Source organism: Kitasatospora sp. NPDC090308, from assembly GCF_044769485.1.
In the GTDB taxonomy this organism is placed as follows: Bacteria; Actinomycetota; Actinomycetes; order Streptomycetales; family Streptomycetaceae; genus Kitasatospora; species Kitasatospora fiedleri.
In genome coordinates, this window is record NZ_JBIVXY010000002.1 from 265,494 (window position 1) to 288,578 (window position 23,085).

The window sequence follows — 23,085 nt, forward strand, 5'->3', positions numbered from 1 at the left end:
GCGGTCGGCCGCCGCCGCTCAGTCCCGCAGCAGCAGCCGCAGCCGGGGCGTCAGCAGCGGGCGCAGCAGCCGGGTGACCGGCGGGGTGCACAGCAGCAGGGCCAGCGCGGCGGCGGCGAGGGTCAGGGCCGCCTGCCCGGCCGCCGAGGTGAGGAGGCTCCCGCGGTAGCCGCCCGCGCGGACCAGGGCCAGCTGGACGAAGGGGTGCACCAGGAACGCCGCCGTGCTGGCCGCGCCGAGCCCGCTGTACCAGCCGGCCCGGACCGGCACCAGGGCCAGGAACAGCACGCCCAGGACCGCCCCCGCGAGGTTGACCGCCAGCGACAGCGCCAGCCAGCGGGGCAGGCCCGCGTGCAGGCCCGCCGCGCCGGCGCTCCGGTAGAACCAGGCCGCGTCCAGCCGCGGCACCAGCCAGTACGCGAGCAGCGCCGCCGCCGCGAACACCGGGGGCGCGGCGGCCCGCAGCCGCCGGTTGCCGCGCAGCGCGAGCACCCGGTCGCGGTCCAGGGTCAGCCCGGCGACGAAGAACGGCAGCAGTTGCAGGGTCCGTCCGATCGACAGCTGCGGGGTCAGCGGCAGCGCCCCCGCCAGCAGCGAGACGGCGACGGCGGTGGTCAGCGGGGCCCGCAGCCGGTGCCAGAGCGGGGCGCTCAGCCGCCACAGGAACAGCGACAGCAGGAACCAGGTCACCCAGACCGGGGTGAGCAGGTCCAGCGCGAACCGCCCCCCGTCCAGCCACGCCGTGTACGCCCCCAGCAGGGTGGTCCACAGCAGGTACGGGACCAGCACGCCGCTCAGCAGCCGGCCGAGCTGGTCCGGGCGGGCGGTGAAGGAGCGGGAGAACCAGCCGGACACGAACACGAACACCGGCATGTGGAACGCGTACACCAGCAGGTACGCGGCGTGCAGCACCCGGTGCCCCGGCACCCGCGCCAGCGGCTCCCAGAAGTGCCCGCAGACCACCAGCACCGTCGCCAGCAGCTTCACGTGGTCGAAGAACGGTTCGCGCCCGCGGGGAGCCGCGGGCCCGTCGGGGCCGGGTCGGGCGAGCGGGGGATCGGCGAGCACGGGTTCCCACAGGTCGGAAGGGGGCACGGACCGGCAGGACTCTACGGGGTGCCACGGAACGGGGACCGCGCGGGCACCGCGCGGGCACCGCGCGGGGCGCCCGGGGCCGGGGAGGCGGCCGGGACCGGGGAGGCGGCCGACCCCGCCGCGGGGGTCGGACGGCGCCGTCCGTCACGGCGGCGCGCCCGGGTGTCACTCGTACGGGTGGATTGCGGAATCCGGGTGGCCCAGCGGGGTACCGGTGACCGCGGGCCCGCGGGCTCGTTAGGCAGCGTGCCGGTCTCCGTCGACGGCACACCATCAGACGCACACCTAGGGGCGGGACCCAGTGGCTCAGCCGTTCGAACTGCCGGACTTCTACGTGCCGTATCCGGCCAGGATCAACCCGCACTACGAGCAGGCGCGGGTCCACACCAAGGAGTGGGCGCGCCGCTTCGGCATGCTGGAGGGCTCGGGCATCTGGGAGGAGCACGACCTCGACTCGCACGACTACGCGCTGCTCTGCTCCTACACCCACCCCGACTGCGACAGCGGGGCGCTGGACCTCGTCACCGACTGGTACACCTGGGTGTTCTTCTTCGACGACCACTTCCTGGAGACCTTCAAGCGCACCCTGGACCGCGAGGGCGGCAAGGCGTACCTGGACCGGCTGCCCGCCTTCATGCCGATGGACCTCGCGGACGGCTACCCGGAGGCGACCAACCCGGTCGAGGCCGGCCTGGCCGACCTGTGGCAGCGGACCGTCCCGCACATGTCGGCGGACTGGCGGGCCCGGTTCGCCGAGTCGACCAGGAACCTGCTGAACGAGTCGCTCTGGGAGCTGTCGAACATCAACGAGGGCCGGGTCTCCAACCCGGTCGAGTACATCGAGATGCGCCGCAAGGTCGGCGGCGCGCCCTGGTCGGCCGGGCTGGTCGAGTACGCGGCGGGGGCCGAGGTGCCCGAGGCGGTGGCGTACTCCCGCCCGCTGCGCGTCCTGCGGGACGCCTTCTCGGACGGCGTGCACCTGCGCAACGACCTGTTCTCGTACGAGCGCGAGATCGGCGAGGAGGGCGAGCTGTCCAACGGCGTCCTGGTGCTGGAGACCTTCCTCGGCTGCTCCACCCAGGAGGCCGCGGACGCGGTCAACGACCTGCTGACCTCCCGGCTCCAGCAGTTCGAGAACACCGCGCTCACCGAACTCGCCCCGCTCTTCGCCGAGCACGCGCTGAGCCCGGAGGAGGTCGCCCGCGTCCTGGCCTACGTCAAGGGCATGCAGGACTGGCAGTCCGGCGGCCACGAGTGGCACATGCGCTCCAGCCGCTACATGAACGGCGGCGGCGCGGCCGCCCCGGTGCTCGGCCCCCGGGGCCTGGGCACCTCGGCGGCCAACATCCGCCTCGCGGCGGGCATCCGCGGCCTGCGCAGCTTCGCCCACGCCCCGCACCGCACGTCCGGGCCGTCCCTGCTGCCCGACTTCCCGATGCCGTACCCGCTCAGCCTCAACCCGCACCTGGACGCCTCCCGCGAGTACGTGGTCGGCTGGGCCCGCGAGTTCGGCCTGCTCGACCCGGAGCCCGGCGTCCCGGCCTCCGACATCTGGGACGAACGCAAGCTCCGCGACTACGACTTCGCGCTGTGCGCCGCCGGCATCGACCCCGACGGCACCCCCGCCGAGCTCGACCTCTCCTCCGCCTGGCTGACCTGGGGCACCTACGCCGACGACTACTACCCCGTCGTCTTCGGCCGCCCGCGCGACCTGGCCGGCGCGAAGGCCGCCAACGAGCGGCTGTACGCGCTGATGACGCTCGACGGCAGCCTCCCGTTCCCCCCGCGCAACGCGCTGGAGGCCGGCCTGGCCGACCTCTGGCAGCGCACCAGCGCCCCGTTCTCGCAGAGCTCCCGGGCCAAGTTCCGCAAGGCCGTCGGGGACATGATCGACAGCTGGCTCTGGGAGCTGGCCAACGGCGCGCAGAACCGCGTCCCCGACCCGGTCGACTACATCGAGATGCGCCGCGCCACCTTCGGCTCCGACCTGACGATGAGCCTGTCCCGGCTCGGCCGCGGCGAGGTGATCCCCGAGGAGGTGTACGCCAGCGGCACCATGCGCGCGATCGAGAACTCCGCGGCGGACTACGCCTGCCTGGTCAACGACCTGCACTCGTACCAGAAGGAGGTCGAGTACGAGGGCGAGTTCCACAACCTGGTCCGGGTGGTGGAGAACTTCTTCTCCTGCGACTACCCCGTCGCGGTCGACATCGTGGCCGACCTGATGGCCTCCCGGCTGAGCCAGTTCGCGCACGTGGTCAAGGGCGAACTCCCGATCCTCAAGCAGGACTTCGCGATCGAGGGCGAGGCCGCGCAGGCCCTCGACGGGTACGTCCGCGAGCTGGAGGACTGGATGGCCGCCGTCCTGCACTGGCACCGCGCGTGCGACCGCTACGCCGAGGACGTGCTGCGGCGGCACTTCGCCCCGAAGACGGCCGTCCCGGCCGACCTGGGGACGTCGGCGATGCGCATCCTGGAGACCATCGGCCGGTAGGGCGCGGGCGGCGCCAGGGGCGCGGGGAACCGCGCGAGCGGGCGGTTCCCCGCGCCCCTGACCGGCCCGACTCGGGCCCTCCTACTGCCAGTTGTTCTGCTGCGGCTGCCCCGGCGGCGCCTGGTGCGGCACCGGGGCCGGAGCCGGAGCCGGGTGGTGCGGGTGGTGCCGGTGCCCGCGCGGGTGCCGGGTGAGGGTGTAGCCGAGGACACCGGCCAGGGCGGCCAGCACGCCGCCCGCGACGGTCCACCACCAGCGGGTGTTCCAGCCGGAGAAGAGGTCCGAGTACCAGTGGGACTCCTCCGCCGCGGGCGCGGCCGCGTACGTCGCGCTCGCGCTCGGCACCGGGGTGGCCGCCGCCGCGGCGGCCGTCGCGCCGGCGTTCACCGGCGGCACCAGCGGGGCCTTGAGCGAGCCGCCCTCGGGCTGGGCGTCGTCCGCGCCGCCCTTGGTGGCGACGTGCACGTGGACGGTGGCGGCCAGGCCGAGGTCGGTCTGCGGGATGTCCGTGGTGGACAGCCGGACGTAGTACGTCCCGGGCAGCGGGTCCCCGGACCAGGGCTCGGCCCAGGACCGGATCTGCCGCAGCGCGCAGCTCAGCGCCAGGGTGGTCGCGCCCTGCTCGCCGGTGCCCTCCTGCGGCCCCGCGGTGCAGGACTGCCGGCGGCGCAGGCCGTCGAAGAGTTCGAGCGTCCAGGTCTGCGGGCCGTGCCGGTCCGCGGCGTCCGGCAGGGTGACGGTGACCTGGACGGTCGCGGTCTGGCCCTCGGCGGCCGGGAACGCCCAGTACAGGTAGTCGCCGGTGGAGACCGGGACGTCCGCGTCCTGGCCGGAGGCCAGCGTGGTCGCGGTCAGGAAGCTGGTGCCGACCGAGTTCAGCACCGGCTTCGCCCCACCGGAGGCGGAGGCGGAAGCGGAGGCCGACGGCGAGGCCGCGGCGGACGGGGACGCGGCCGAGGCCGTCGCCGGGGCCAGCAGGAGCAGGCCGGTGAACGCGGCGGCCGAGGCCGCGGCGGTGCGGAGCTTGCGCATCGTCAGTTCTCCCGCCAGACGGCGATCCGCCAGCGTGCCAGCCAGCCGAAGATCAGACCGGCGAGCAGGCCGGCCAGGGTCAGGACACCGAGCAGGATCCAGCCGCGGCCCAGGCCCATCGCGGGGCCGTCCGGAGCCGGGGAGGCGGCGGCGACGTCCACCGTCAGCTCCAGCGGCAGGCCCGGGTCGGCCTGCACGCCCGCCTGCGCGGCGAACGAGTTGCTGACCACCAGGCAGACCGTCCGGACGTCCGACCCGGCGCCCGCGCCCTTCGACGGGGAGGCCGAGGCCGAGGCCGAGCCGTCCCCGGTGGCGGACCAGCGCACGCCGGTCGAGGCCACGTCGGTGCGGCCCGAACCGGCGTCGCTGCCGCGCACCAGCTCCTGGCCGCCGCTGTCGGTGGCCCGGAGCAGCACCCCGTAGTCCCGGGCGACCGCCCGGTCCGGGGTCACGCTGACCGAGGCGCGCAGCTCCTCGCCCGCCTTCACCGGCACCCGGTACACCCGGTGCTCGGAGAACTTCTCCCGGTCGGTGTACACACCGGGGGTCAGGACCGGGGCGTCCGCGCACTTCTCGGTGCCCGTCACCTGCGCCGGGGCGATGGTGTGGGTGTCCTGGGCGCGGTTGACCAGCTGCTTGACGCGCTCGGTCAGCTGCTCCTGGGTGCGGACGTCGGTGAAGGTGCCGCCGGTCGCGTTGGCGATGCAGATCAGCTGCTGCCGGGTCTTGTCGTCGTGCGCCAGGCCCAGGGTGTCCACCACCAGGTGGATGCCCTGGCTGGCCAGCTCGCGGGCCACGTCGCACGGGTCCGGCGGGGCGCAGGTGTCCTCGCCGTCGGTGATCAGCACGATCCGGCGGGTGGTCGGCCCGGTCCCCAGGTCCTGCGCGGCGGCGCGCAGCGCGATCCCGATCGGGGTCCAGCCGGTCGCGCGGACGGTGGCGACGGCCGTCTTGGCCTCCACCTTGTTCGTCTTCCCGACCGGGTAGAGCTGCTGGGTGTCCTTGCACCCCTCCTTCTGGTCGTTGCCCGGGTAGGTCGCGCCCAGGGTGCGGATGCCGAACTCGGTCTCGTCCGGCAGCGCGTCGATGACCTCGTCGATCGACTGCTGGGCGACCGCCATCCGGCTCTTGCCCTGGATGTCGATGGTGCGCATCGACCCCGAGCCGTCCAGGACCAGGTCGACCTTGGGGGGTTCGGTCGCGGCGGGCGGGGCCCCGGGCTCGTCGGCGTGCGCGGGGAAGCCGCCCAGCACGGTGCCGACGACTATCGTCAGGGCCCCGAACAGGGCGGCCGCGCGGGCCGTCCGTCGTGGTGTGGGAGTGGTGATCACCCGCCGCATCCTAGGGACCGTCAGTTCGAATCGCCCAACGCGGGTGGTGGGCGGCCCCCGTCCCGAACGGGCGGGCGGGGCAGGCGGGGAGAGCACCTGACGGCGCGTCCGGCCGGGACCGGGGGACGCCGCCGGCGCGACGGCGCCGACGGGCGCGGGGCCGGGCGCGCCGGGACCGGCGGCGGCCCGCCGGAAACGGACACACCGCACCGGATCGGCCCAAATGCCGCCGCCCCTGGCTAAGGTGCGGGAGACGTGCCCAACGCCAGTCGGAAGGAAGCCCGCCGTGAGCAACCTGTTCGCGATCGCCTACCCGGATGTCCCCACCGCGCAGAAGGTCCGTGACGAGCTGGTCGGGCTGCAGAAGCAGAAGCTGATCGACCTGGAGGACGTCGTGGTGGTCGAGCGCCGCGAGGACGGGAGGATCAAGCTGCACCAGGGGGTCTCCAACACCGGGATGGGCGCGGCCTCCGGCGCGCTGTGGGGCGGCGTGATCGGGCTGCTGTTCTTCATGCCGTTCCTCGGCGCGGCGATCGGCGGCGCGACCGGCGCGGCGGTCGGCGCCTCCACCGACACCGGCGTGGACGACGACTTCATGCGGCGGGTCGGCGAGAAGCTGGACCCGGGCAAGGCCGCGGTGTTCGCGCTGGTCCGCTCGGCGACCCAGGACAAGGTGGTCCCCGCGGTCGCGCAGTTCGGCGGCGAGCTGATCCAGACCTCGCTCAGCCACGAGGAGGAGGAGCACCTGCGGGAGATCGCCAAGGCGGCGTACCCCGCGTCGACGCTCTGACCCCCGGACGGCCCCCCTCCGGCGGGGTGCCGGGCGCCCGCCGCCCGGTGCCCCGCCGTCCGTGCCCCTACGAGCTGGCGAGGACGGCTGGCGGTGGCGACTGACTCCGCGACCCGGACGGCCCGGGCGCCCCGGGTGCCGCGGGCCGGGTCCGGGCGGTGGACCGAACTGGTGCTGGTGCTGGCCGCGGTGGGACTCGCGGTGTTCGGCTACGTCGAGGTCGGCGTCGACCTCGACGGCCAGGCCCCGCCGGACGCCGCCCAGTACGGCGGCGCGCTCGGCGTGCTCGCCCTGCTCGCGCACGCCGCGGTGCGCTGGCGCGCCCGCTGGGCGGACCCGCTGCTGCTGCCGATCGCGGTGCTGCTGAACGGCCTCGGACTGGTCGTCATCTACCGGCTGGACCGCAACCCCGGCAGCGCCGCCGCCCCCACCCAACTGCTCTGGTCCACCCTCGGGGTCGGCCTGTTCATCGCGGTGCTGCTCCTGCTGCGCGACCACCGCCGGCTCCAGCGCTACGCGTACGTCGGCGCGTTCGTCGCCCTCGTCCTGCTGGTGCTGCCGGTGTTCTTCCCGCCGGTGTACGGCTCGCGGATCTGGATCACGCTGGGCCCGTTCTCCTTCCAGCCCGGCGAGTTCGCCAAGGTCCTGCTGGCGGTCTTCTTCGCCGCCTACCTGGCCGCCCACCGGGACGCGCTGGCGCTGACCGGCCGCAAGGTGCTCTGGTTCCAACTGCCGCTGGGCCGGGTGCTCGGACCGGTGCTGCTGATCTGGGCCGCGTTCGTCGGCGTGCTGGTCCTGGAGACCGACCTCGGCACCTCGCTGCTGTTCTTCGGCCTGTTCGTGGTGATGCTGTACGTGGCCACCGCCCGCACCGGCTGGATCGTGATCGGCCTGCTGCTGTCCGCGCTGGCCGCGGTCGGCGTCGGCTGGCTCTCCCCGCACGTGCACGGCCGGGTCACCGAGTGGCTGCACCCGCTGGCCTCGATCGCGGCCGGGCGGGGCGCCAACCAGATCGCCCAGTCGCTGTTCGCGTTCGCCTGGGGCGGCCAGCTCGGCACCGGCCTGGGCCTGGGCCACTCCGCGCTGATCGGCTTCGCCACCAAGTCCGACTTCATCCTCGCCACCGTCGGCGAGGAGCTCGGCCTGACCGGCCTGTTCGCGGTGTTCCTGCTGTACGCCCTGCTGGTGGCCCGGGGCTTCCGGACCGGCATCGCGCTGCGCGACCCGTTCGGGCGGCTGCTCGCGATCGGCCTGGCCGCGCTGGTGGCGATCCAGGTGTTCGTGGTGGCCGGCGGCGTCCTCGACCTGATCCCGCTGACCGGCATGACACTGCCGTTCATCGCCCAGGGCGGCTCGTCCGTGGTCACCAACTGGATCATCGTGGCGCTGCTGGTGCGGATGAGCGACCTCGCCCGGCGGCCCGTCCCCGAGGAGGACGCGTGAGGCCGCCCCGGCCCGCGGGCACCAACGGCGGACCGCAGGGCCTGCCCGGCATCTCCACCACCGGCCGCCGGGCCGGCACCTTCTGCATGCTGCTGATCGTCGCCCTCGCCGTCCAGGCCACCCGGGTCCAGGTGTTCCAGAAGCAGGGCCTGGACCACAACAGCGCCAACCAGCGCGCCACCATCCAGCGCTACGCCCAGCCCCGCGGCAACCTGCTGGTGGCCGGGCAGCCCGTCACCGGCTCCACCCCCACCGGCGGCCGCTACGCGTACCAGCGGACCTACTCGGACGGCCCGCTGTACGCCGCCGTCACCGGCTACTCCTCGCAGACCTACGGCAACACCCAACTGGAGGGCGTCTACGACGACCTGCTCTCCGGCACCGACCCCCGGCTGGCCGGCTGGGCGGTCTGGGACGCGATCACCCGGCACCAGCAGCCCGGCGGCGACGTGGTCACCACCATCGACCCGGCCGCCCAGCGCGCCGCGACGCAGGGCCTGGGCAGCCAGAAGGGCGCCGTCGCCGCGATCGAACCCGCCACCGGCCGGATCCTCGCCCTCGCCTCCGCCCCCAGCTACGACCCCGGCAGCTTCGCCGGCACCTCCGCCGCCGACCAGGCCGCCTGGAAGAAGCTCCAGGACGACCCCGACCAGCCGATGCTCAACCGGGCGCTGCGCCAGATCTACCCGCCCGGCTCCACCTTCAAGGTGGTCACCGCCGCCGCCGCGCTGGCCAACGGCACGGTCACCGACATCGACGCGCCCACCGACGCCCCCTACCCGTACGTCCTGCCCGGCACCACCACCCCGCTCAACAACGACACCGGCGCCTGCGACCGGGCCGGGCTCTCCCTGGACGAGGCGGTGACGCTGTCCTGCAACAGCGTCATGGGCTACCTCGGCGTGCGGACCGGCCTCGACCGGATGACCGCCATGGCGAGGAACTTCGGCTTCAACGACGCCCGGCTCGACACCCCCGTGCGCGCCGCCCGCTCCAACTTCGACGCCGACATGAACGCCTCCCAGCTGGCGCTCTCCTCGATCGGCCAGTACGACACCGCCGCCACCCCGCTGGTGATGGCGATGGTCGCCGCCGGGGCCGCCAACGACGGCCAGGTGATGTACCCCCAGCTCGTGGACCGGCTGACCAAGGCCGACGGCAGCCAGGTCCAGCTGATGCGCCCCGCCCTCTACCACCAGGCGTTCGGCTCCTCGGTCGCCCAGCAACTGCGGCAGCTGATGGTCGACGTGGTCGAGAACGGCACCGGCCGCAACGCCCGCATCCCCGGCGCCGAGGTCGGCGGCAAGACCGGCACCGCCCAGCACGGCGTCGACAACTCCGGCACCCCGTACGCCTGGTTCATCGCCTGGGCCCGCCCGGCCGGCTCCACCGCCGCCCCGCCGGTCGCCGTCGCCGTGGTCATCGCCGACAGCCAGGCCGACGACGTCACCGGCGGCGGACTCGCCGCCCCCATCGCCCGCTCCGTCATGCAGGCCGTGCTGAACCGCTGACCGTGCTCGACCGCCGGCCGGCCCAAACGTCAGAAAAACACCATTTGGTACTGTCCCGGTCTGATTCCCCACCAGAAGGACACCGATGAGCACCACCCGCCTGTTGCGGCGCAAGCCCGTGGACACCCTGATCGCCGAAGCCGGCGGCACCGGAACCGGACACCTGCGCCGCTCCATCGGCCTGTGGCAGCTCTCGGCGATCGGCATCGGCGCCACCGTCGGCACCGGCATCTTCTTCGTCCTGACCACCTCGGTCCCCGAGGCCGGCCCCGCCGTCGTCCTCTCCTTCGTGATCGCCGCCGTCACCGCCGGCCTCACCGCGCTCTGCTACGCCGAACTCGCCTCCGCCATCCCGGTCGCCGGCTCCTCCTACTCGTACGCCTACGCCACCATGGGCGAGCTGGTCGCCTTCGGGGTCGGCGTCTGCCTGCTGATGGAGTACGGCGTCTCCGCCTCCGCGATCGCCGTCACCTGGGGCCAGTACCTCAACCAGTTCTCCGACCTGGCCTTCGACCTCCACCTCCCCACCGCGCTCACCGCCCCGCCCGGCGACGGCGGCGTCTTCAACCTCCCCGCGGTCGTCCTGGTGCTGCTGGTCACCGTCCTGCTGGTCCGCGGCGTCGGCGAGTCCGCCAAGGTCAACGCCGTCATGGTGACCGTCAAGCTGGCCATCCTGGTGCTCTTCGTGGCCGTCGCCCTGACCGGCTTCACCGCCGGCAACTTCACCCCGTTCGCCCCCAACGGCTGGGACGGCGTCCAGACCGCCGCCTCCACCATCTTCTTCTCCTTCATCGGCCTCGACGCCGTCTCCACCGCCGGCGAGGAGGTCCGCGACCCGCGGCGCACCCTCCCGCTCGCCATCCTGATCTCGCTGGTCGTCGTCACCACCCTCTACCTCGCCGTCGCCGTCACCGCGATCGGCGCCCAGCCCTGGCAGCTGTTCGACGGCCAGGAGGCCGGCCTGGCCCAGATCCTGCAGGACGTCACCGGCCACACCTGGCCCGCCCTGGTGTTCGCGGCCGGCGCGATCGTCTCGATCTTCTCCATCACCCTGGTGGTGATCTACGGCCAGACCCGCATCCTGTACGCGATGGGCCGCGACGGGCTCCTCCCGTCCCCCTTCACCCGGGTCTCCGCCCGCACCGGCACCCCCGTCTGGAACACCCTGGTGGTCGGCGCCGCGGTCGCGGTCCTCGCCGCGGTCTTCCCGCTCAAGCTGCTGGCCGACATGACCTCGATGGGCACCCTGGTCGCCTTCACCGCGGTCTCGCTCGGCATCATCGTGCTGCGCCGCACCCGCCCCGACCTGCCGCGCGGCTTCAAGGTCCCGCTCTACCCCGTCACCCCGCTGCTCAGCGCCGCGTTCTGCGTCTACCTCATCACCAAGCTGCACGCCGACACCTTCCTGGCCTTCGCGGTCGTCCTCGCCCTCGCCGCGGTGCTCTACTTCGGCTACAGCGCCAAGCACTCCCGGCTGGCACGGGACTGACCCCCGGCGGGACCCGGCCCCGACACGCGAGAAGGGCCCCCGCGGGGGCCCTTCCGCCGTTCCGTCCGACCCGCTACTTGTTGTTGCCGACCCGCAGGACCTTGGAGACCGCCGGACCGGCCGCGGTCGCGCCGTGGCCGCCGCCCTGGACCTCCGCGGCCACCGCCAGGTCGCCCGAGTAGGCGGTGAACCAGGAGTTCGCGTCGGGGCTGTTGTCCACCTCGGCGGTGCCGGTCTTCGCGCCGGAGCCGGCCGGCAGGGCGGGCTTGACCTCGGCGGCGGTGCCGGAGCGGACGGTCTGCACCATCAGCGACCGCAGGCTGTCGAGGACCCCGGGGGCGAGGTTGCGGGCGGCCTTCACCTGCTCCATGCCGGGGACCAGGATCGGCTGGCGGAACACCCCGGACTGCACGGTCGCGGCCACCGACGCCATGCCGAGCGGGTTGGTGCGCACCCGGCCCTGGCCGATGAACTCGCTCGCCGCGCCCGCCATGTTGCCCTCGGTCGGGATGTCGGTGTCGAAGTTCGACAGGCCGGTCTTCCAGACCAGGCCGAGCCCGAAGACGTCCTTGGCGATCGCGGGCAGGCTGCCCGGCTTGAGGGCGTCCTTGCCCTTCTCGATGAAGGAGGTGTTGCAGGAGTGGATGAACGCGTCGGTGAGCGTGTACTCGGGGTGCGCGCCGGGCTCGTCGTTGGTGATGGACTTGCCGGTGACCATGGTGGTCTCCGGGCAGGGCATCGGGGAGGTGGGGGTGACGCCCGCCTCGAGCAGGGCCGCGGAGGTGATCACCTTCATGGTCGAGCCGGGCGCGGTCGCGCCGGAGAAGGCGCGGTTCTGGCCGGTCGAGGGGGAGAAGGCGTAGGCCAGGATGTTGCCGCTGCTGGGCTCGACGGCGACCAGCGAGGAGGGCTTGCCGGTGGCGGCGACCTCCTGCTCGGCGGCGGCCTGGAGACCGGCGTCGATGGTGAGCTTGAGGTTGGGGACGGGCTTGGGCTCCTTGATGGTGAACAGCTTCTCCGTGCTGCCCGAGCCGCTGCCGCCGGCCGTGCCGCCCGGGGTGCCGGTCGCCGCGCCGGTCGCCGCGCCGGTCGCCGCGCCGCTCGGAGCGCCGCTCGCCGTGCCGCCGGGGGCGCTCGGGGAGATGACCACCCCGCTGCCCGCGTCCGCCGGGTCGCCGCCCTGCGGGGCCGCGGCCCGCAGCTGGTTGAGCAGGCCGGTGAGCGAGGCGTAGCCGGTGAGCGGCTTGCCCTTGCGGTCGGTGACGGCGGACGGGGCGGCGTAGAGCGGCTTGACGGAGATGGTCTCGCCGGCGTCCAGCTTGGGGTGGATGACGCTGGGCGCCCAGTGCACGGCGGCGGTGCCGTCGCTCATCTTGACCACGCCGAGCACGCCGTCGTAGTTCCAGGGGGTGCCGCTCTCGGCGAACTCCAGCGACGCCTTGAAGCTCTCCAGCACGCCGGTGGGCGCGGGGCTCCCGGTGGCGGCGGCCGGGGCGGAGGCGGCGGCGCTCGCGGACTTGGACGCGGCGGGGCTGGGCGCGGTGGTGGGGCCGCCGACGGTGAGGTGGACGGCGCTGGGCTTCACGCCGTCCTGGAAGGACTGCAGCGCGGCCTGCGCCCGGTCCGGGTCGTCGGTGAGCTTGGCGGCGCCGAACAGGTCGCCCTTGGCCCAGGCGTCCAGGAACGCCTTGGCGCCGGACGCGGCGAGCTCCTGGCTGGGGGGCTCGGCGACCACGGTGCGCGGCTTCTTCGCCTCGGCCCCGCCGGAACCGCCGGAGACCAGGGCGTAGGCCCCGTACCCGCCGCCGACGAGTACCGCCGCTGCGACCACCGAGACGCCGATCTTCGCGCCCTTGTTCACGTCGTGTCCCCCATGGAGTGTCGTGGCCGTCGGAGTTCAGCGGCCACGACACCATAGGCAGACCTGCTCCGTGCACTCACGACACGGAGCTGGTTTGTGACAGTTCCGGTACACGTGTGCAGGTGTCGTGGCCGTTCGGGCGGACCGGTCAGATCCAGGTGTCGAGCCACATCCGGGCCCGCCAGTCGTCCATCGGGATCGTCTGCCCGGTGTAGATCGGGTAGAAGTACAGGAAGTTCCACAGGACGGCGACGACCAGCAGCCCGGCGCCGGTGGCCCCGGCGAGCCGGCGGTCGGGCGAGGCGTCGGCCCGGCCGAGCATCGCGCCGATCATCATGGTCACCGCGAGCACCAGGAACGGGACGAAGCAGACCGCGTAGAAGAGGAAGACCGTCCGGGCCTGGTAGTTGAACCAGGGCAGGTAGCCGGCGGCCAGCGCGCACAGGATCGCCCCGGCCCGCCAGTCGCGGCGCAGCGCCCAGCGGTAGAGGCAGTAGGCCAGCGCGACGATGCCGGCCCACCAGAGCAGCGGGGTGCCGAGGGCGAGCACCTCGCGGGCGCACTCGGTGGTGGTACAGCCGGACTGGCCGTTCTTCGGGGACTCGTAGAAGAAGGAGACCGGGCGGCCCAGCAGCAGCCAGCTCCACGGGTTGGACTGGTAGGTGTGCGGGCTGGTCAGGTTGACGTTGAAGTGCCAGATCTCGTGGTGGTAGTGCCACAGGCTGCGGGCCCAGTCCGGCATCCAGCTCCAGGAGCCGCCGGGGTGCTGGGCGGCCCAGTCGCGCAGGTAGCCGCCCCTGCCCGGCTCGGCGGAGGAGGCGATCCAGCCGCTCCAGCTGGCCAGGTAGGTGACGGCGGCGGTCAGGCCGAGGCTCAGGCCGGACCAGCAGAAGTCCCACGCCTGGCGGGCGAGGAGCGGCAGTCCGCCGGGGGAGCGGCGCACGTCCGCCAGGCGGCGGGCGGAGGAGTCCCAGAACGCGGCCAGCAGCACCAGGGCGAGGATCGCCGGGGCGCCGCTCCACTTGGTGCCCGTCATCAGGCCCAGGCAGACGCCCGCGGCCAGGCGGTAGGGGCGCCAGCCGAGGTGCCACCAGTCGGCGGCCAGGCCCCGGTCGATCCGCTCGGCGATCCGGGCCCTGGTCCGGTCCCGGTCGACCAGCAGCAGGCCGAACGCGGCCAGGAACCAGAACATCACCAGCAGGTCGAGGATGGCGGTGCGGCTGAGCACGAAGTGCAGGCCGTCGACGGCCAGCAGCAGGCCGGCCACGCAGCCCAGCAGGGTGGAGCGGAACATCCGGCGGGCGATCCGGGCCAGCATCAGCACCGACAGGGTGCCGAACACGGCCACCATGAACCGCCAGCCGTACGGGCTCATGCCGAAGAGGTGCTCGCCCAGGCCGATGATCCACTTGCCGACCGGCGGGTGCACCACGAACGCGGCCTGGGCCTGGTCGATCGCCGGGACGGCCGGGTTGGGCGCGGTGATCAGCGCGTTGGCGTCGTCGGGCCAGTTGCTCTCGTAGCCGAGGTGCCAGAGCGCGTACGCGTCCTTGGCGTAGTACGTCTCGTCGAAGATCAGCGCGTGCGGGGTGCCGAGGTTCGTGAAGCGCAGCACCCCGGCGAACAGCGCGACGGCCAGCGGCCCGAGCCAGCCCGCCCACCGGCACAGCCAGGACCAGAGCGGGTCGGGCAGCCGGACGCCGAGCCGGACCAGCACCGGGGAGGGCGCGACGAGCGCCGGGGTGACGCCCGGGCCGTCCGGCATCGGCGGCACCAGCTGCTCGGCCGCGCCGGGGCGCCGGGGTGCCCGGTAGCCGACGCCGGACAGCGCGCGGGCCCATCGGGAGGTCGGTTCGGGCTCCGCGCGCGGCGCCGGAACGGCGGCCGGGTCGGCCGGTTCCAGCACGGTCACGCCGCCCCGCTCGGGGTGGTCCATACCACTCTCCATGTCGCCGTTCACGGGCCACATCGTAGGGGCAACGGCTGAGGGCACAAGGGGTCCGCGGCCCGCGCTTCCCGGCGGTCGCGCGCTCACCAGCCACGAGCCGTCCCCCGGTAGGGGAGGATGGTGCCGTGACTGGTGTTCTCGTACTGGCAGGTACCCCCATCGGCGACGTCGAGGACGCGCCGCCCCGACTGCGCGCCGAACTCGCCGAGGCGGACGTCATCGCGGCCGAGGACACCCGGCGGCTGCGCCGGCTGACCCAGGCCCTGGGCGTCACCCCGGTGGGCCGGGTGCTCTCGTACTTCGAGGGCAACGAGGTGGCCCGCACGCCCGAGCTGGTGGCCGCGCTGCAGGGCGGCGCCCGGGTGCTGCTGGTCACCGACGCGGGCATGCCCTCGGTCTCCGACCCCGGCTACCGGCTGGTGGACGCCGCCGTCGCGGCCGGGATCAAGGTGACCGCGGTGCCCGGCCCGTCCGCGGTGCTGACCGCGCTGGCGCTCTCCGCGCTGCCGGTGGACCGGTTCACCTTCGAGGGCTTCCTGCCGCGCAAGGCCGGCGACCGCGCCCGGCAGCTCGCCCAGGTCGCCGCCGAGCCGCGCACCATGGTGTTCTTCGAGGCCCCGCACCGGATCGCCGAGACGCTGGCCGCGATGGCGCAGGCGTTCGGCGCCGACCGCCCGGCCGCGGTCTGCCGGGAGCTGACCAAGACGTACGAGGAGGTCCGGCGCGGCCCGCTGGCCGAGCTGGCCGCCTGGGCCGCCGACGGCGTCCGGGGCGAGATCACCGTGGTGGTGGCCGGTGCCCCGCCGGCCGCGCCGGAGGAGGTCGGCCCGGCCGAGCTGGCCCGCCGGGTGGCCGCCCGGGAGGAGGCCGGGGAGCGCCGCAAGGAGGCGATCGCGGCGGTCGCGGCCGAGCTGGGACTGCGCAAGTCGGTGGTGTTCGACGCGGTGGTGGCGGCCAAGCACGCGCCGTGACCGCCTGGCACCGGTCATTTTGTATGGCGATGGCCGGAATCGCGCGTACGTTGGAATGAGCACCCCAGCGGAGGGCCAATTCGGGACCAAGACTTGGCAAGCCGGGCATCGGACGGAGCCTCCCGGGCATTCCCTGGGATGGAACACCCCGCACCCGGCGGCAGCGCCGGGCGACGGGCTCCGAGCGAAGCGAGGTGGCGCATGAGCGACACGATCGACAGCCCCCGGAACGGCGGAGCACCCAGCGGCCTCGGCACGACCAGCCGTCCCGCCCCCGTGCAGACGGTCCACGAGGCGTACTCCTTCGCCTGCCTCAACTGCGGCTACGGCTGGGAGCAGGCGTACGACATCGAGCACCGCACGGCCCGCGACGGCCACACCGTCGTCGAGTACACGGCGAACGGGGTCCGGGTCCCCTCCCCGCTGCGCGAGCTGGCCTGCCCGGGCTGCGGCGGCGAACGGGTCCGGATCATGCGGGCCGGACGGGTGGCCGGCATGGCCGCCGTCACCAAGCGCGGCCCCGGCTACGCCCCCACCGCCGAACCGGAGGGCCCGCCCGAGCCCGCCCGGCTGCGGGCGCGCCGCCACTGGCTCGCCTGGCTGCGCCGCACCGGCTGACCCCGGCCCCGCCCGGCCGACCCGCCCCGACCGCCCCGCCCGGGGCGGTCCGGCCCGGGACGGCGCGGCCACTAGGATTCCGAGCCATGGCGGCCTTGGAAGAGCACCCCGGTACCGGCGCGTACTACGTCACCACCCCGATCTACTACGTGAACGACCGGCCCCACCTGGGCCACGCGTACACCACCGTCGCGGGCGACGTGCTGACCCGCTGGCACCGCCAGCGCGGCGAGGACGTCTGGTACCTCACCGGCACCGACGAGCACGGCCAGAAGATCCTGCGCACCGCCGAGGCCCACGGCACCACCCCGCAGGAGTGGTGCGACCGGCTGGTCGAGGAGGAGTGGAAGCCGCTCTGGGAGCACCTGCGGATCGCCAACGACGACTTCATCCGCACCACCCAGGCCCGGCACACCGACCGCGTCCAGGAGTTCGTCCAGGACCTCCACGACAGGGGCGAGATCTACCGGGGCAGCTACACCGGCCCCTACTGCGTCGGCTGCGAGGAGTACAAGCTCCCCGGCGAGCTGCTGCCCGGCGCCACCGAGGACGAGAAGCTCTGCCCCGTCCACAAGCGCCCGGTCGAGTGGCTGGAGGAGGAGAACTACTTCTTCCGGCTCTCCGCGTACGGCCCGAAGCTGCTGGAGTTCTACGCCGCCCACCCGGACTTCATCCAGCCCGCCGCCGCCCGCAACGAGGTGCTGCGCTTCGTCGAGCAGGACCTCAAGGACCTGTCGATCTCCCGCTCCACCTTCGACTGGGGCGTCCCGCTGCCCTGGGACGACAAGCACGTCCTGTACGTCTGGGTCGACGCCCTGCAGAACTACATCACCGCGGCCGGCTACGGCACCGACCCCGAGCGCTTCGCCCGGCTCTGGCCCGCCTCCGTGCACCTGGTCGGCAAGGACATCCTGCGCTTCCACGCCGTCATCTGGCCCGCCATGCTGATGGCCGCCGGACTGCCGCTGCCGCGCCGGGTGGTCGCCAACGGCTGGCTGATGGTGGGCGGCGAGAAGATGTCCAAGTCCAACCTGACCGGCATCGCGCCCACCGACCTGACCTCGCACTTCGGCGTCGACGCCTACCGCTACTACTTCCTGCGGGCGATCCCGTTCGGCACCGACGGGTCCTTCTCCTGGGAGGACTTCACCGCCCGCTACACCTCCGAACTCGCCAACGACTTCGGCAACCTGGCCTCCCGGGTCACCGCGATGACCGTCAGGTACTTCGACGGCGCGCTCCCGGCCGCCACCGCGCACGGCCCCGCCGAACAGGCCGTCGCCGACGCGCTGGCGAAGGCCGCCGCCGAGGCCGACCGGAGGATCGGCGAGGAACTCGACTTCGCCGGCGGCATCGCCGCCGTCTTCGAGTTCGTCAAGCTGGTCAACGGCTACCTCACCGAACAGGAACCCTGGAAGGTCGCCAAGTCCCCCGACGGGCGGGACCGGCTCGCCACGATCCTGTACACCGCCGCCGAGGCGCTGCGGGCCACCGCCGTCCTGCTCAACCCGCTGATGCCGGACTCCGCCGCCAAGCTCTGGGACTCGCTCGGCGCCGGGGCCGGGCTCGGCGCGCTCGCCGACCAGCCGATCGCCACCGTCGCCGACTGGGGGCGGCTGCCCGCCGGGTCCGCCGTCACCAAGGGCGAGATCCTGTTCCCGCGCCTCGAAGAGAAGGCTGCTGCCTGATGGCCGGCAAGAAGAACGACGCGGACCGCACCACCCCGCCGCCGCTGCCCGAACCGCTCGCCGTGCCGGTCGCCGACTCGCACACCCACCTCGACATGCAGTCCGGCACCCCGGCCGAGGGCCTGGCCCGGGCCGCCTCCGTCGGCGTCACCACCGTCGTCCAGGTCGGCTGCGACGTCCCCGGCTCGCAGTGGGCCGCCGACCTCGCCGCCCGGTACCCGCAGGTGCACGCCGCCGTCGCCCTGCACCCCAACGAGGCCCCGCGGATCTTCCTCGGCGACCCCGACGACTGGTCCGGCCGGCGGCGGAAGCCCGGCGGCCAGGACGCCCTGGACAGCGCGCTCGCCGAGATCGACCGCCTCGCCGCCCTCCCGCAGGTCCTCGCCGTCGGCGAGACCGGACTCGACTACTTCCGCACCGGCCCCGAGGGCGTCGACCTGCAGAAGGAGTCCTTCCGCCGGCACATCGAGATCGCCAAGCGCCACGGCAAGGCACTCGTCATCCACGACCGCGACGCCCACGAGGACGTCATCGCCCTGCTGCTCGAAGAGGGCGCCCCCGAGCGCACCGTCTTCCACTGCTACTCCGGCGACGCCGCCATGGCCAAGACCTGCGCCGAACACGGCTGGTACCTCTCCTTCGCCGGCCCCGTCACCTACAAGGCCAACCACGCCCTGCGCGAAGCACTCACCGCCACCCCCCTCGACCGCGTCCTGATCGAGACCGACGCCCCCTTCCTCACCCCCCACCCCTACCGGGGCCGCCCCAACGCCCCCTACCTGATCCCGGTCACGCTGCGCGCGATGGCGGCCCACCTGGCCCTGGCGGAGGACGAGTTGGCGACGGCGATCGCCGCCAACACGGCCCGCGCCTTCGGCTACCGGCCGCACCCTGGTGACGGGCCCGCTCGTTAGCATGAGGCAGTGAGGAGGCTGCGATGACCGCCGAACCGATCGACTGGGTGTACCCGCCGGCCAACGGCTGGACGTTTGACCAGGTCAATGAGCTCGATCTGCCGTTCAAGTGGGAGCTGGTGGACGGAGCGATCGGGGTCAAGGGACAGACGCTGTGGTGGCACGACCGGGAGCAGGGCGTCCACCTCCCGGTCGCCGTGCACGAAGGGGCGCTCCGCACCGAGCTGCCGTTCCCCGTCGAGATCGATCTCAAGCGGCTCGTCAAGCGCTGACCCGTATCCTTGGCGGGTGAGCACCACCGAACCCCCCTCCGACGGCCACCTGCTGGGCGCCGCCGACATCCGTGCGCTGGCCGAGGCGTTCGGCGTGAAGCCGACCAAGCAGCGCGGGCAGAACTTCGTCATCGACGGGAACACCGTGCGGCGGATCGTCCGGGCGGCGGGGGTGACGGACGAGGACGCGGTGGTCGAGGTCGGGCCGGGGCTCGGGTCGCTGACGCTGGCGCTGCTGGAGGCGGCGCGGCACGTCACGGCGGTGGAGATCGACCCGCTGCTGGCGCGGCACCTGCCGGACACCGTGCGGGGCCGGATGCCCGCGAAGGCGGACGCCTTCGACCTGGTGCTCAGCGACGCGATGGAGGTCACCGAGCTGCCCGGCCCGGCACCGACCGCGCTGGTGGCGAACCTGCCGTACAACGTCGCCGTGCCGGTGCTGCTGCACATGCTGGAGACCTTCCCCAGCATCGAGCGCACGCTGGTGATGGTGCAGAGCGAGGTCGCCGACCGGCTCGCCGCCAAGCCCGGCAACAAGGTCTACGGCGTCCCCTCGGTGAAGGCCAACTGGTACGCGGACGTCAAGCGCGCCGGGGCGATCGGCCGGAACGTGTTCTGGCCCGCGCCCAACGTCGACTCCGGCCTGGTCTCGCTGATCCGGCGCGACCCGCCGGCCACCACCGCCACCCGCCGCGAGGTGTTCGCCGTGGTCGACGCCGCCTTCGCCCAGCGCCGCAAGACCCTGCGGGCCGCGCTCGCGGGCTGGGCCGGCTCGCCCGCCGCCGCCGAGGAGGCGCTGCGCGGCGCCGGGATCGACCACACGCTGCGCGGCGAGATGCTCACGGTGGAGCAGTTCGCCGCGATCGCCGAGCACAAGCCGAAGACCCAGTCCCAGGAGCAGTGATGGTCACGGTCCGCGTCCCCGCGAAGGTCAACGTCCAGCTCGGCGTCGGCGGGGTCCGCCCCGACGGCTACCACGACCTGGCGAACGTCTTCTTCGCCGTCGCCCTCGGCGACCAGGTCACCGCCACCCCCGGCACGGGCGTCACGCTCAGCTGCGACGGCCCCGACGCGGACGCCGTCCCGCTCGACGGGGACAACCTGGCCGCCCGCGCCGCCCGGCTGCTCGCCGCCCACCACGGCCTCGCCGACCCCGGCGTCCACCTGCACATCGACAAGGCCATCCCGGTCGCCGGCGGCATGGCCGGCGGCAGCGCGGACGGCGCCGCCGCGCTGCTCGCCTGCGACGCCCTGTGGGGCCTGGACACCCCGTTCGACACCCTGCTGGAGCTGGCCGCCGAACTCGGCTCCGACGTCCCGTTCGCGCTGCTCGGCGGCGTCGCGCTGGGCCGCGGCCGGGGCGAACTGCTGGAGCCGCTGCCGGTCTCCGGCACCTTCCACTGGGTGTTCGCGGTCGCCGACGGCGGGCTGTCCACCCCCGCCGTCTTCCGCGAGTGCGACCGCCTGCGCGAGGAGTCCGGCCGCGGCTCCTCGCTCGCCGACGTCCCCACCCCCGACGCCGACCCCGCCCTGCTCGCCGCCCTCGCCGAGGGCGACCCCGTCGCGCTGGCCGCCGCCCTCGGCAACGACCTCCAGGCCGCCGCCGTCTCGCTGCGCCCCGCCCTCGCCGACACCCTGCACGCGGGCACCGAGGCCGGCGCCCTGGCCGCCCTGGTCTCCGGCTCCGGCCCGACCTGCGCCTTCCTCGCCAAGGACGCCGACGCCGCCGCCCACCTCGCCGCCGCCCTCCGCGCCTCCGGCACCTGCCGCACCGCCCACGCCACCCACGGCCCGGTGCCGGGCGCGCAGGTGGTCAGCGCACCCAGGCCTTGAACGCCTCGGTGTCCAGGGTGATCCCGACCGGGTCGGGCAGCACGGCGGGCTTGCCGAAGGGCCGCCGCACCAGGCTCACGTACCGGCCGTCCTCGGGCTCGCTGTGGACCAGCACCTCGCCGCCGTCCCGGTCGACCAGCAGGTAGACCGGGATGCCGGTCTCCGCGTAGGCACGCGGCTTCTCATCCCGGTCGCGGCGGTCGGTGTCGCGGTCGTACGAGGTCACCTCGACCACCATGACGACCCGGCCGGGGTCGGCCCACTCGCCCTGGCCGGCGAAGCCGCCCTTCGGGGCGAGCACGCCGTCCGGCTTGGCGTGGCCCTTGCGGTAGGTCTCCACCCGCAGCCCGCGTTCGGGGTACAGCCACAGGTCGGGGCGCTGCTGCATGCACTGCTCCATCACCCAGCGGATGATCTCGTCGTGGTCGCCGTCGGGCACCGCCTTGACTCCGATCCGCCCGTGGATGAACTCCATCCGGACCCCCTCGCGCTCGGCCGCCAAGGCGATGCGCTCGAACTCCTCGGCCAGCATCTGCGGCCGGTCCTCCACCGCCGTCATCACAACCTCCGGCTCACCGTCGTGGTCTTCGTACGGTACCGCGCGGCAGCGACGGGAAGGGAGACGACGGGCGTCCGCCACCCGTGCGCGGTGGTACGCCACCTCCGCGCACGCCGCCGCAGGTGGTCCACACCTCTGCTTGACCTGGAGCGCGCTCCGGGTTCCAGACTCTCTCCCGTGGCCCGCACCGGGCGGGCCGCGGACAACGAGGGGAACCCGGATGCGCAAGCGCACCATCGGAACCGACCCGCGCACCCGCCGCGAGGTCAGCGTGCTCAGCCTCGGGGCGATGCTGTTCGGCACGCTCACCGACGAGGCCACCTCCTTCGCCGTGCTGGACCGGTACGTCGAGGCGGGCGGCACCTTCATCGACACCTCCAACAACTACGCCTACTGGCAGGACGGCAGCCAGGGCGGCGCCAGCGAGGAACTGCTCGGCCGCTGGCGGGCCAGCCGGGGCGTCACCGACGAGGTGGTCATCGCCACCAAGCTCGGCGCCCGCCCCAAGGCCCCCGGCACCGGGTTCGTCGAGAACGCCGAAGGGCTGTCCGCCGAGGTGATCCGGGCCTCCGCCGAGGCCAGCCGCAAGCGCCTGGGCGTCGACAAGCTCGACCTGCTGTACGCGCACATCGAGGACGCGAAGGTGCCGCTGGCCGAGACGGTGCACGCGTTCGGCGAGCTCGTCCAGGAGGGGACGGTCGGCCTGCTCGGCGTCTCCAACCACTGGTCGTGGCGGGTCGAGCGGGCCCGCAACCTCGCCGAGCGGGCCGGGCTCCCCGGCTACGAGGTGCTCCAGTACGGCCACACCTACCTGCGCCGCCGCGCCGACGTGCCCGGCTTCCTCTCCGCCGACGGCGACCAGGCCGCCGTGCACGGCGACCTGATCTCCTACCTCAAGGAGAACCCGGAGCTGACCATGGTCGCCTACTCCCCGCTGCTCGGCGGCGGCTACGTCCGCCCGGACAAGCCGCTCGGCCCGTCCTTCGACCACGCGGGCACCGCGCCCCGCCTGGCCGCGCTCGACGCCGTCGCCCGGGAGACCGGCGCCACCCGCAACCAGGTGGTGCTGGCCTGGCTGCTCGGCGGCGAGCTGCCGGTCGTCCCGCTGGTCGGCGCGTCCTCGGTGGCCCAGCTGGACGAGAGCCTGGCGGCGCTCGACCTGGAGCTGACGGACGAGCAGCGCGCCCGGCTGGACTCCGCCCGCTGACGCCACCGGGACCACGTCCGGCGTCCCAC

Annotated in this window: 19 protein-coding genes; 13 read left to right on the forward strand and 6 right to left on the reverse strand. The window is 73.8% G+C overall.

Features of this window, described 5'->3' with window-relative positions:
- Positions 1–18: 18 nt before the first annotated feature.
- Positions 19–1,095, reverse strand: coding sequence for an acyltransferase family protein (locus tag ACIQVD_RS05215; protein ID WP_402286160.1), 1,077 nt, complete (start codon positions 1,093–1,095; stop codon positions 19–21).
- A 301-nt stretch (positions 1,096–1,396) separates the two neighbouring features.
- Between ACIQVD_RS05215 and ACIQVD_RS05220 the strand changes: the two genes are divergently transcribed.
- On the forward strand, positions 1,397–3,589 hold the full coding sequence (locus ACIQVD_RS05220; protein WP_402286163.1) for a germacradienol/geosmin synthase: 2,193 nt from the start codon (positions 1,397–1,399) through the stop codon (positions 3,587–3,589).
- Positions 3,590–3,670: 81 nt separating this feature from the next.
- Here ACIQVD_RS05220 and ACIQVD_RS05225 read toward each other — a convergent pair whose 3' ends face one another.
- Together ACIQVD_RS05225 and ACIQVD_RS05230 are read right to left on the reverse strand one after the other, a co-directional pair.
- Positions 3,671–4,621: a peptidase gene (locus tag ACIQVD_RS05225; RefSeq protein ID WP_400682278.1), complete on the reverse strand. Its 951-nt coding sequence runs from the start codon at positions 4,619–4,621 to the stop codon at positions 3,671–3,673.
- A 2-nt stretch (positions 4,622–4,623) separates the two neighbouring features.
- Entirely contained in the window at positions 4,624–5,961 is a 1,338-nt protein-coding gene (locus ACIQVD_RS05230; protein ID WP_400682277.1) for a VWA domain-containing protein, read from the reverse strand.
- Positions 5,962–6,238: 277 nt separating this feature from the next.
- Between ACIQVD_RS05230 and ACIQVD_RS05235 the strand changes: the two genes are divergently transcribed.
- The 4 genes from ACIQVD_RS05235 to ACIQVD_RS05250 all read left to right on the forward strand — a co-directional run bounded on the left by ACIQVD_RS05235 (position 6,239) and on the right by ACIQVD_RS05250 (position 11,185).
- Positions 6,239–6,742, forward strand: coding sequence for a DUF1269 domain-containing protein (locus ACIQVD_RS05235; RefSeq protein ID WP_100836644.1), 504 nt, complete (start codon positions 6,239–6,241; stop codon positions 6,740–6,742).
- Positions 6,743–6,835: 93 nt separating this feature from the next.
- Positions 6,836–8,185, forward strand: a complete 1,350-nt coding sequence (locus ACIQVD_RS05240) for an FtsW/RodA/SpoVE family cell cycle protein (protein WP_400682275.1) — start codon at positions 6,836–6,838, stop codon at positions 8,183–8,185.
- Positions 8,186–8,271: 86 nt separating this feature from the next.
- Positions 8,272–9,696 carry a penicillin-binding transpeptidase domain-containing protein gene (locus ACIQVD_RS05245; RefSeq protein ID WP_402286693.1) on the forward strand — a complete coding sequence of 475 codons (1,425 nt, stop codon included), beginning with the start codon at positions 8,272–8,274 and terminating at the stop codon, positions 9,694–9,696.
- A gap of 85 nt (positions 9,697–9,781) precedes the next feature.
- Entirely contained in the window at positions 9,782–11,185 is a 1,404-nt protein-coding gene (locus ACIQVD_RS05250; RefSeq protein WP_400682274.1) for an APC family permease, read from the forward strand.
- A 73-nt stretch (positions 11,186–11,258) separates the two neighbouring features.
- Here the strand turns inward: ACIQVD_RS05250 and ACIQVD_RS05255 are convergent, their stop codons facing one another.
- Complete coding sequence (locus ACIQVD_RS05255) at positions 11,259–13,046, reverse strand: penicillin-binding transpeptidase domain-containing protein (protein WP_402286167.1); 1,788 nt, start codon at positions 13,044–13,046, stop codon at positions 11,259–11,261.
- Between the two features lie 148 nt (positions 13,047–13,194).
- On the reverse strand, positions 13,195–14,982 hold the full coding sequence (locus ACIQVD_RS05260; RefSeq protein ID WP_400682686.1) for a dolichyl-phosphate-mannose--protein mannosyltransferase: 1,788 nt from the start codon (positions 14,980–14,982) through the stop codon (positions 13,195–13,197).
- Between the two features lie 137 nt (positions 14,983–15,119).
- Between ACIQVD_RS05260 and rsmI the strand changes: the two genes are divergently transcribed.
- The 7 genes from rsmI (at position 15,120) to ACIQVD_RS05295 (ending at position 21,290) form a co-directional block, all read left to right on the forward strand.
- Positions 15,120–15,965, forward strand: coding sequence for a 16S rRNA (cytidine(1402)-2'-O)-methyltransferase (gene rsmI, locus ACIQVD_RS05265; RefSeq protein WP_400682272.1), 846 nt, complete (start codon positions 15,120–15,122; stop codon positions 15,963–15,965).
- Between the two features lie 201 nt (positions 15,966–16,166).
- Entirely contained in the window at positions 16,167–16,583 is a 417-nt protein-coding gene (locus ACIQVD_RS05270; protein ID WP_400682270.1) for a hypothetical protein, read from the forward strand.
- Between the two features lie 86 nt (positions 16,584–16,669).
- Positions 16,670–18,271, forward strand: coding sequence for a methionine--tRNA ligase (gene metG, locus ACIQVD_RS05275; RefSeq protein ID WP_400682268.1), 1,602 nt, complete (start codon positions 16,670–16,672; stop codon positions 18,269–18,271).
- Positions 18,271–19,185 carry a TatD family hydrolase gene (locus ACIQVD_RS05280; protein ID WP_402286171.1) on the forward strand — a complete coding sequence of 305 codons (915 nt, stop codon included), beginning with the start codon at positions 18,271–18,273 and terminating at the stop codon, positions 19,183–19,185. Before metG ends, ACIQVD_RS05280 begins: the two co-directional genes overlap by 1 nt.
- A 23-nt stretch (positions 19,186–19,208) precedes the next feature.
- Positions 19,209–19,457 carry a hypothetical protein gene (locus ACIQVD_RS05285; protein WP_402286173.1) on the forward strand — a complete coding sequence of 83 codons (249 nt, stop codon included), beginning with the start codon at positions 19,209–19,211 and terminating at the stop codon, positions 19,455–19,457.
- A 16-nt stretch (positions 19,458–19,473) separates the two neighbouring features.
- Positions 19,474–20,361 carry a 16S rRNA (adenine(1518)-N(6)/adenine(1519)-N(6))-dimethyltransferase RsmA gene (gene rsmA / locus ACIQVD_RS05290; RefSeq protein WP_400682263.1) on the forward strand — a complete coding sequence of 296 codons (888 nt, stop codon included), beginning with the start codon at positions 19,474–19,476 and terminating at the stop codon, positions 20,359–20,361.
- A complete protein-coding gene (locus tag ACIQVD_RS05295) occupies positions 20,361–21,290 on the forward strand; it encodes a 4-(cytidine 5'-diphospho)-2-C-methyl-D-erythritol kinase (RefSeq protein ID WP_402286176.1) in 930 nt (309 codons plus the stop codon). The genes rsmA and ACIQVD_RS05295 overlap by 1 nt, the downstream gene beginning before the upstream one ends.
- Here ACIQVD_RS05295 and ACIQVD_RS05300 read toward each other — a convergent pair.
- Positions 21,271–21,849, reverse strand: a complete 579-nt coding sequence (locus tag ACIQVD_RS05300) for a Uma2 family endonuclease (RefSeq protein ID WP_402286178.1) — start codon at positions 21,847–21,849, stop codon at positions 21,271–21,273. The genes ACIQVD_RS05295 and ACIQVD_RS05300 overlap by 20 nt on opposite strands.
- Before the next feature lie 220 nt (positions 21,850–22,069).
- On the opposite strand from ACIQVD_RS05300, the gene ACIQVD_RS05305 reads away from it, so the two are divergent.
- Positions 22,070–23,056, forward strand: coding sequence for an aldo/keto reductase (locus ACIQVD_RS05305; RefSeq protein WP_400682258.1), 987 nt, complete (start codon positions 22,070–22,072; stop codon positions 23,054–23,056).
- Positions 23,057–23,085: the final 29 nt, after the last annotated feature.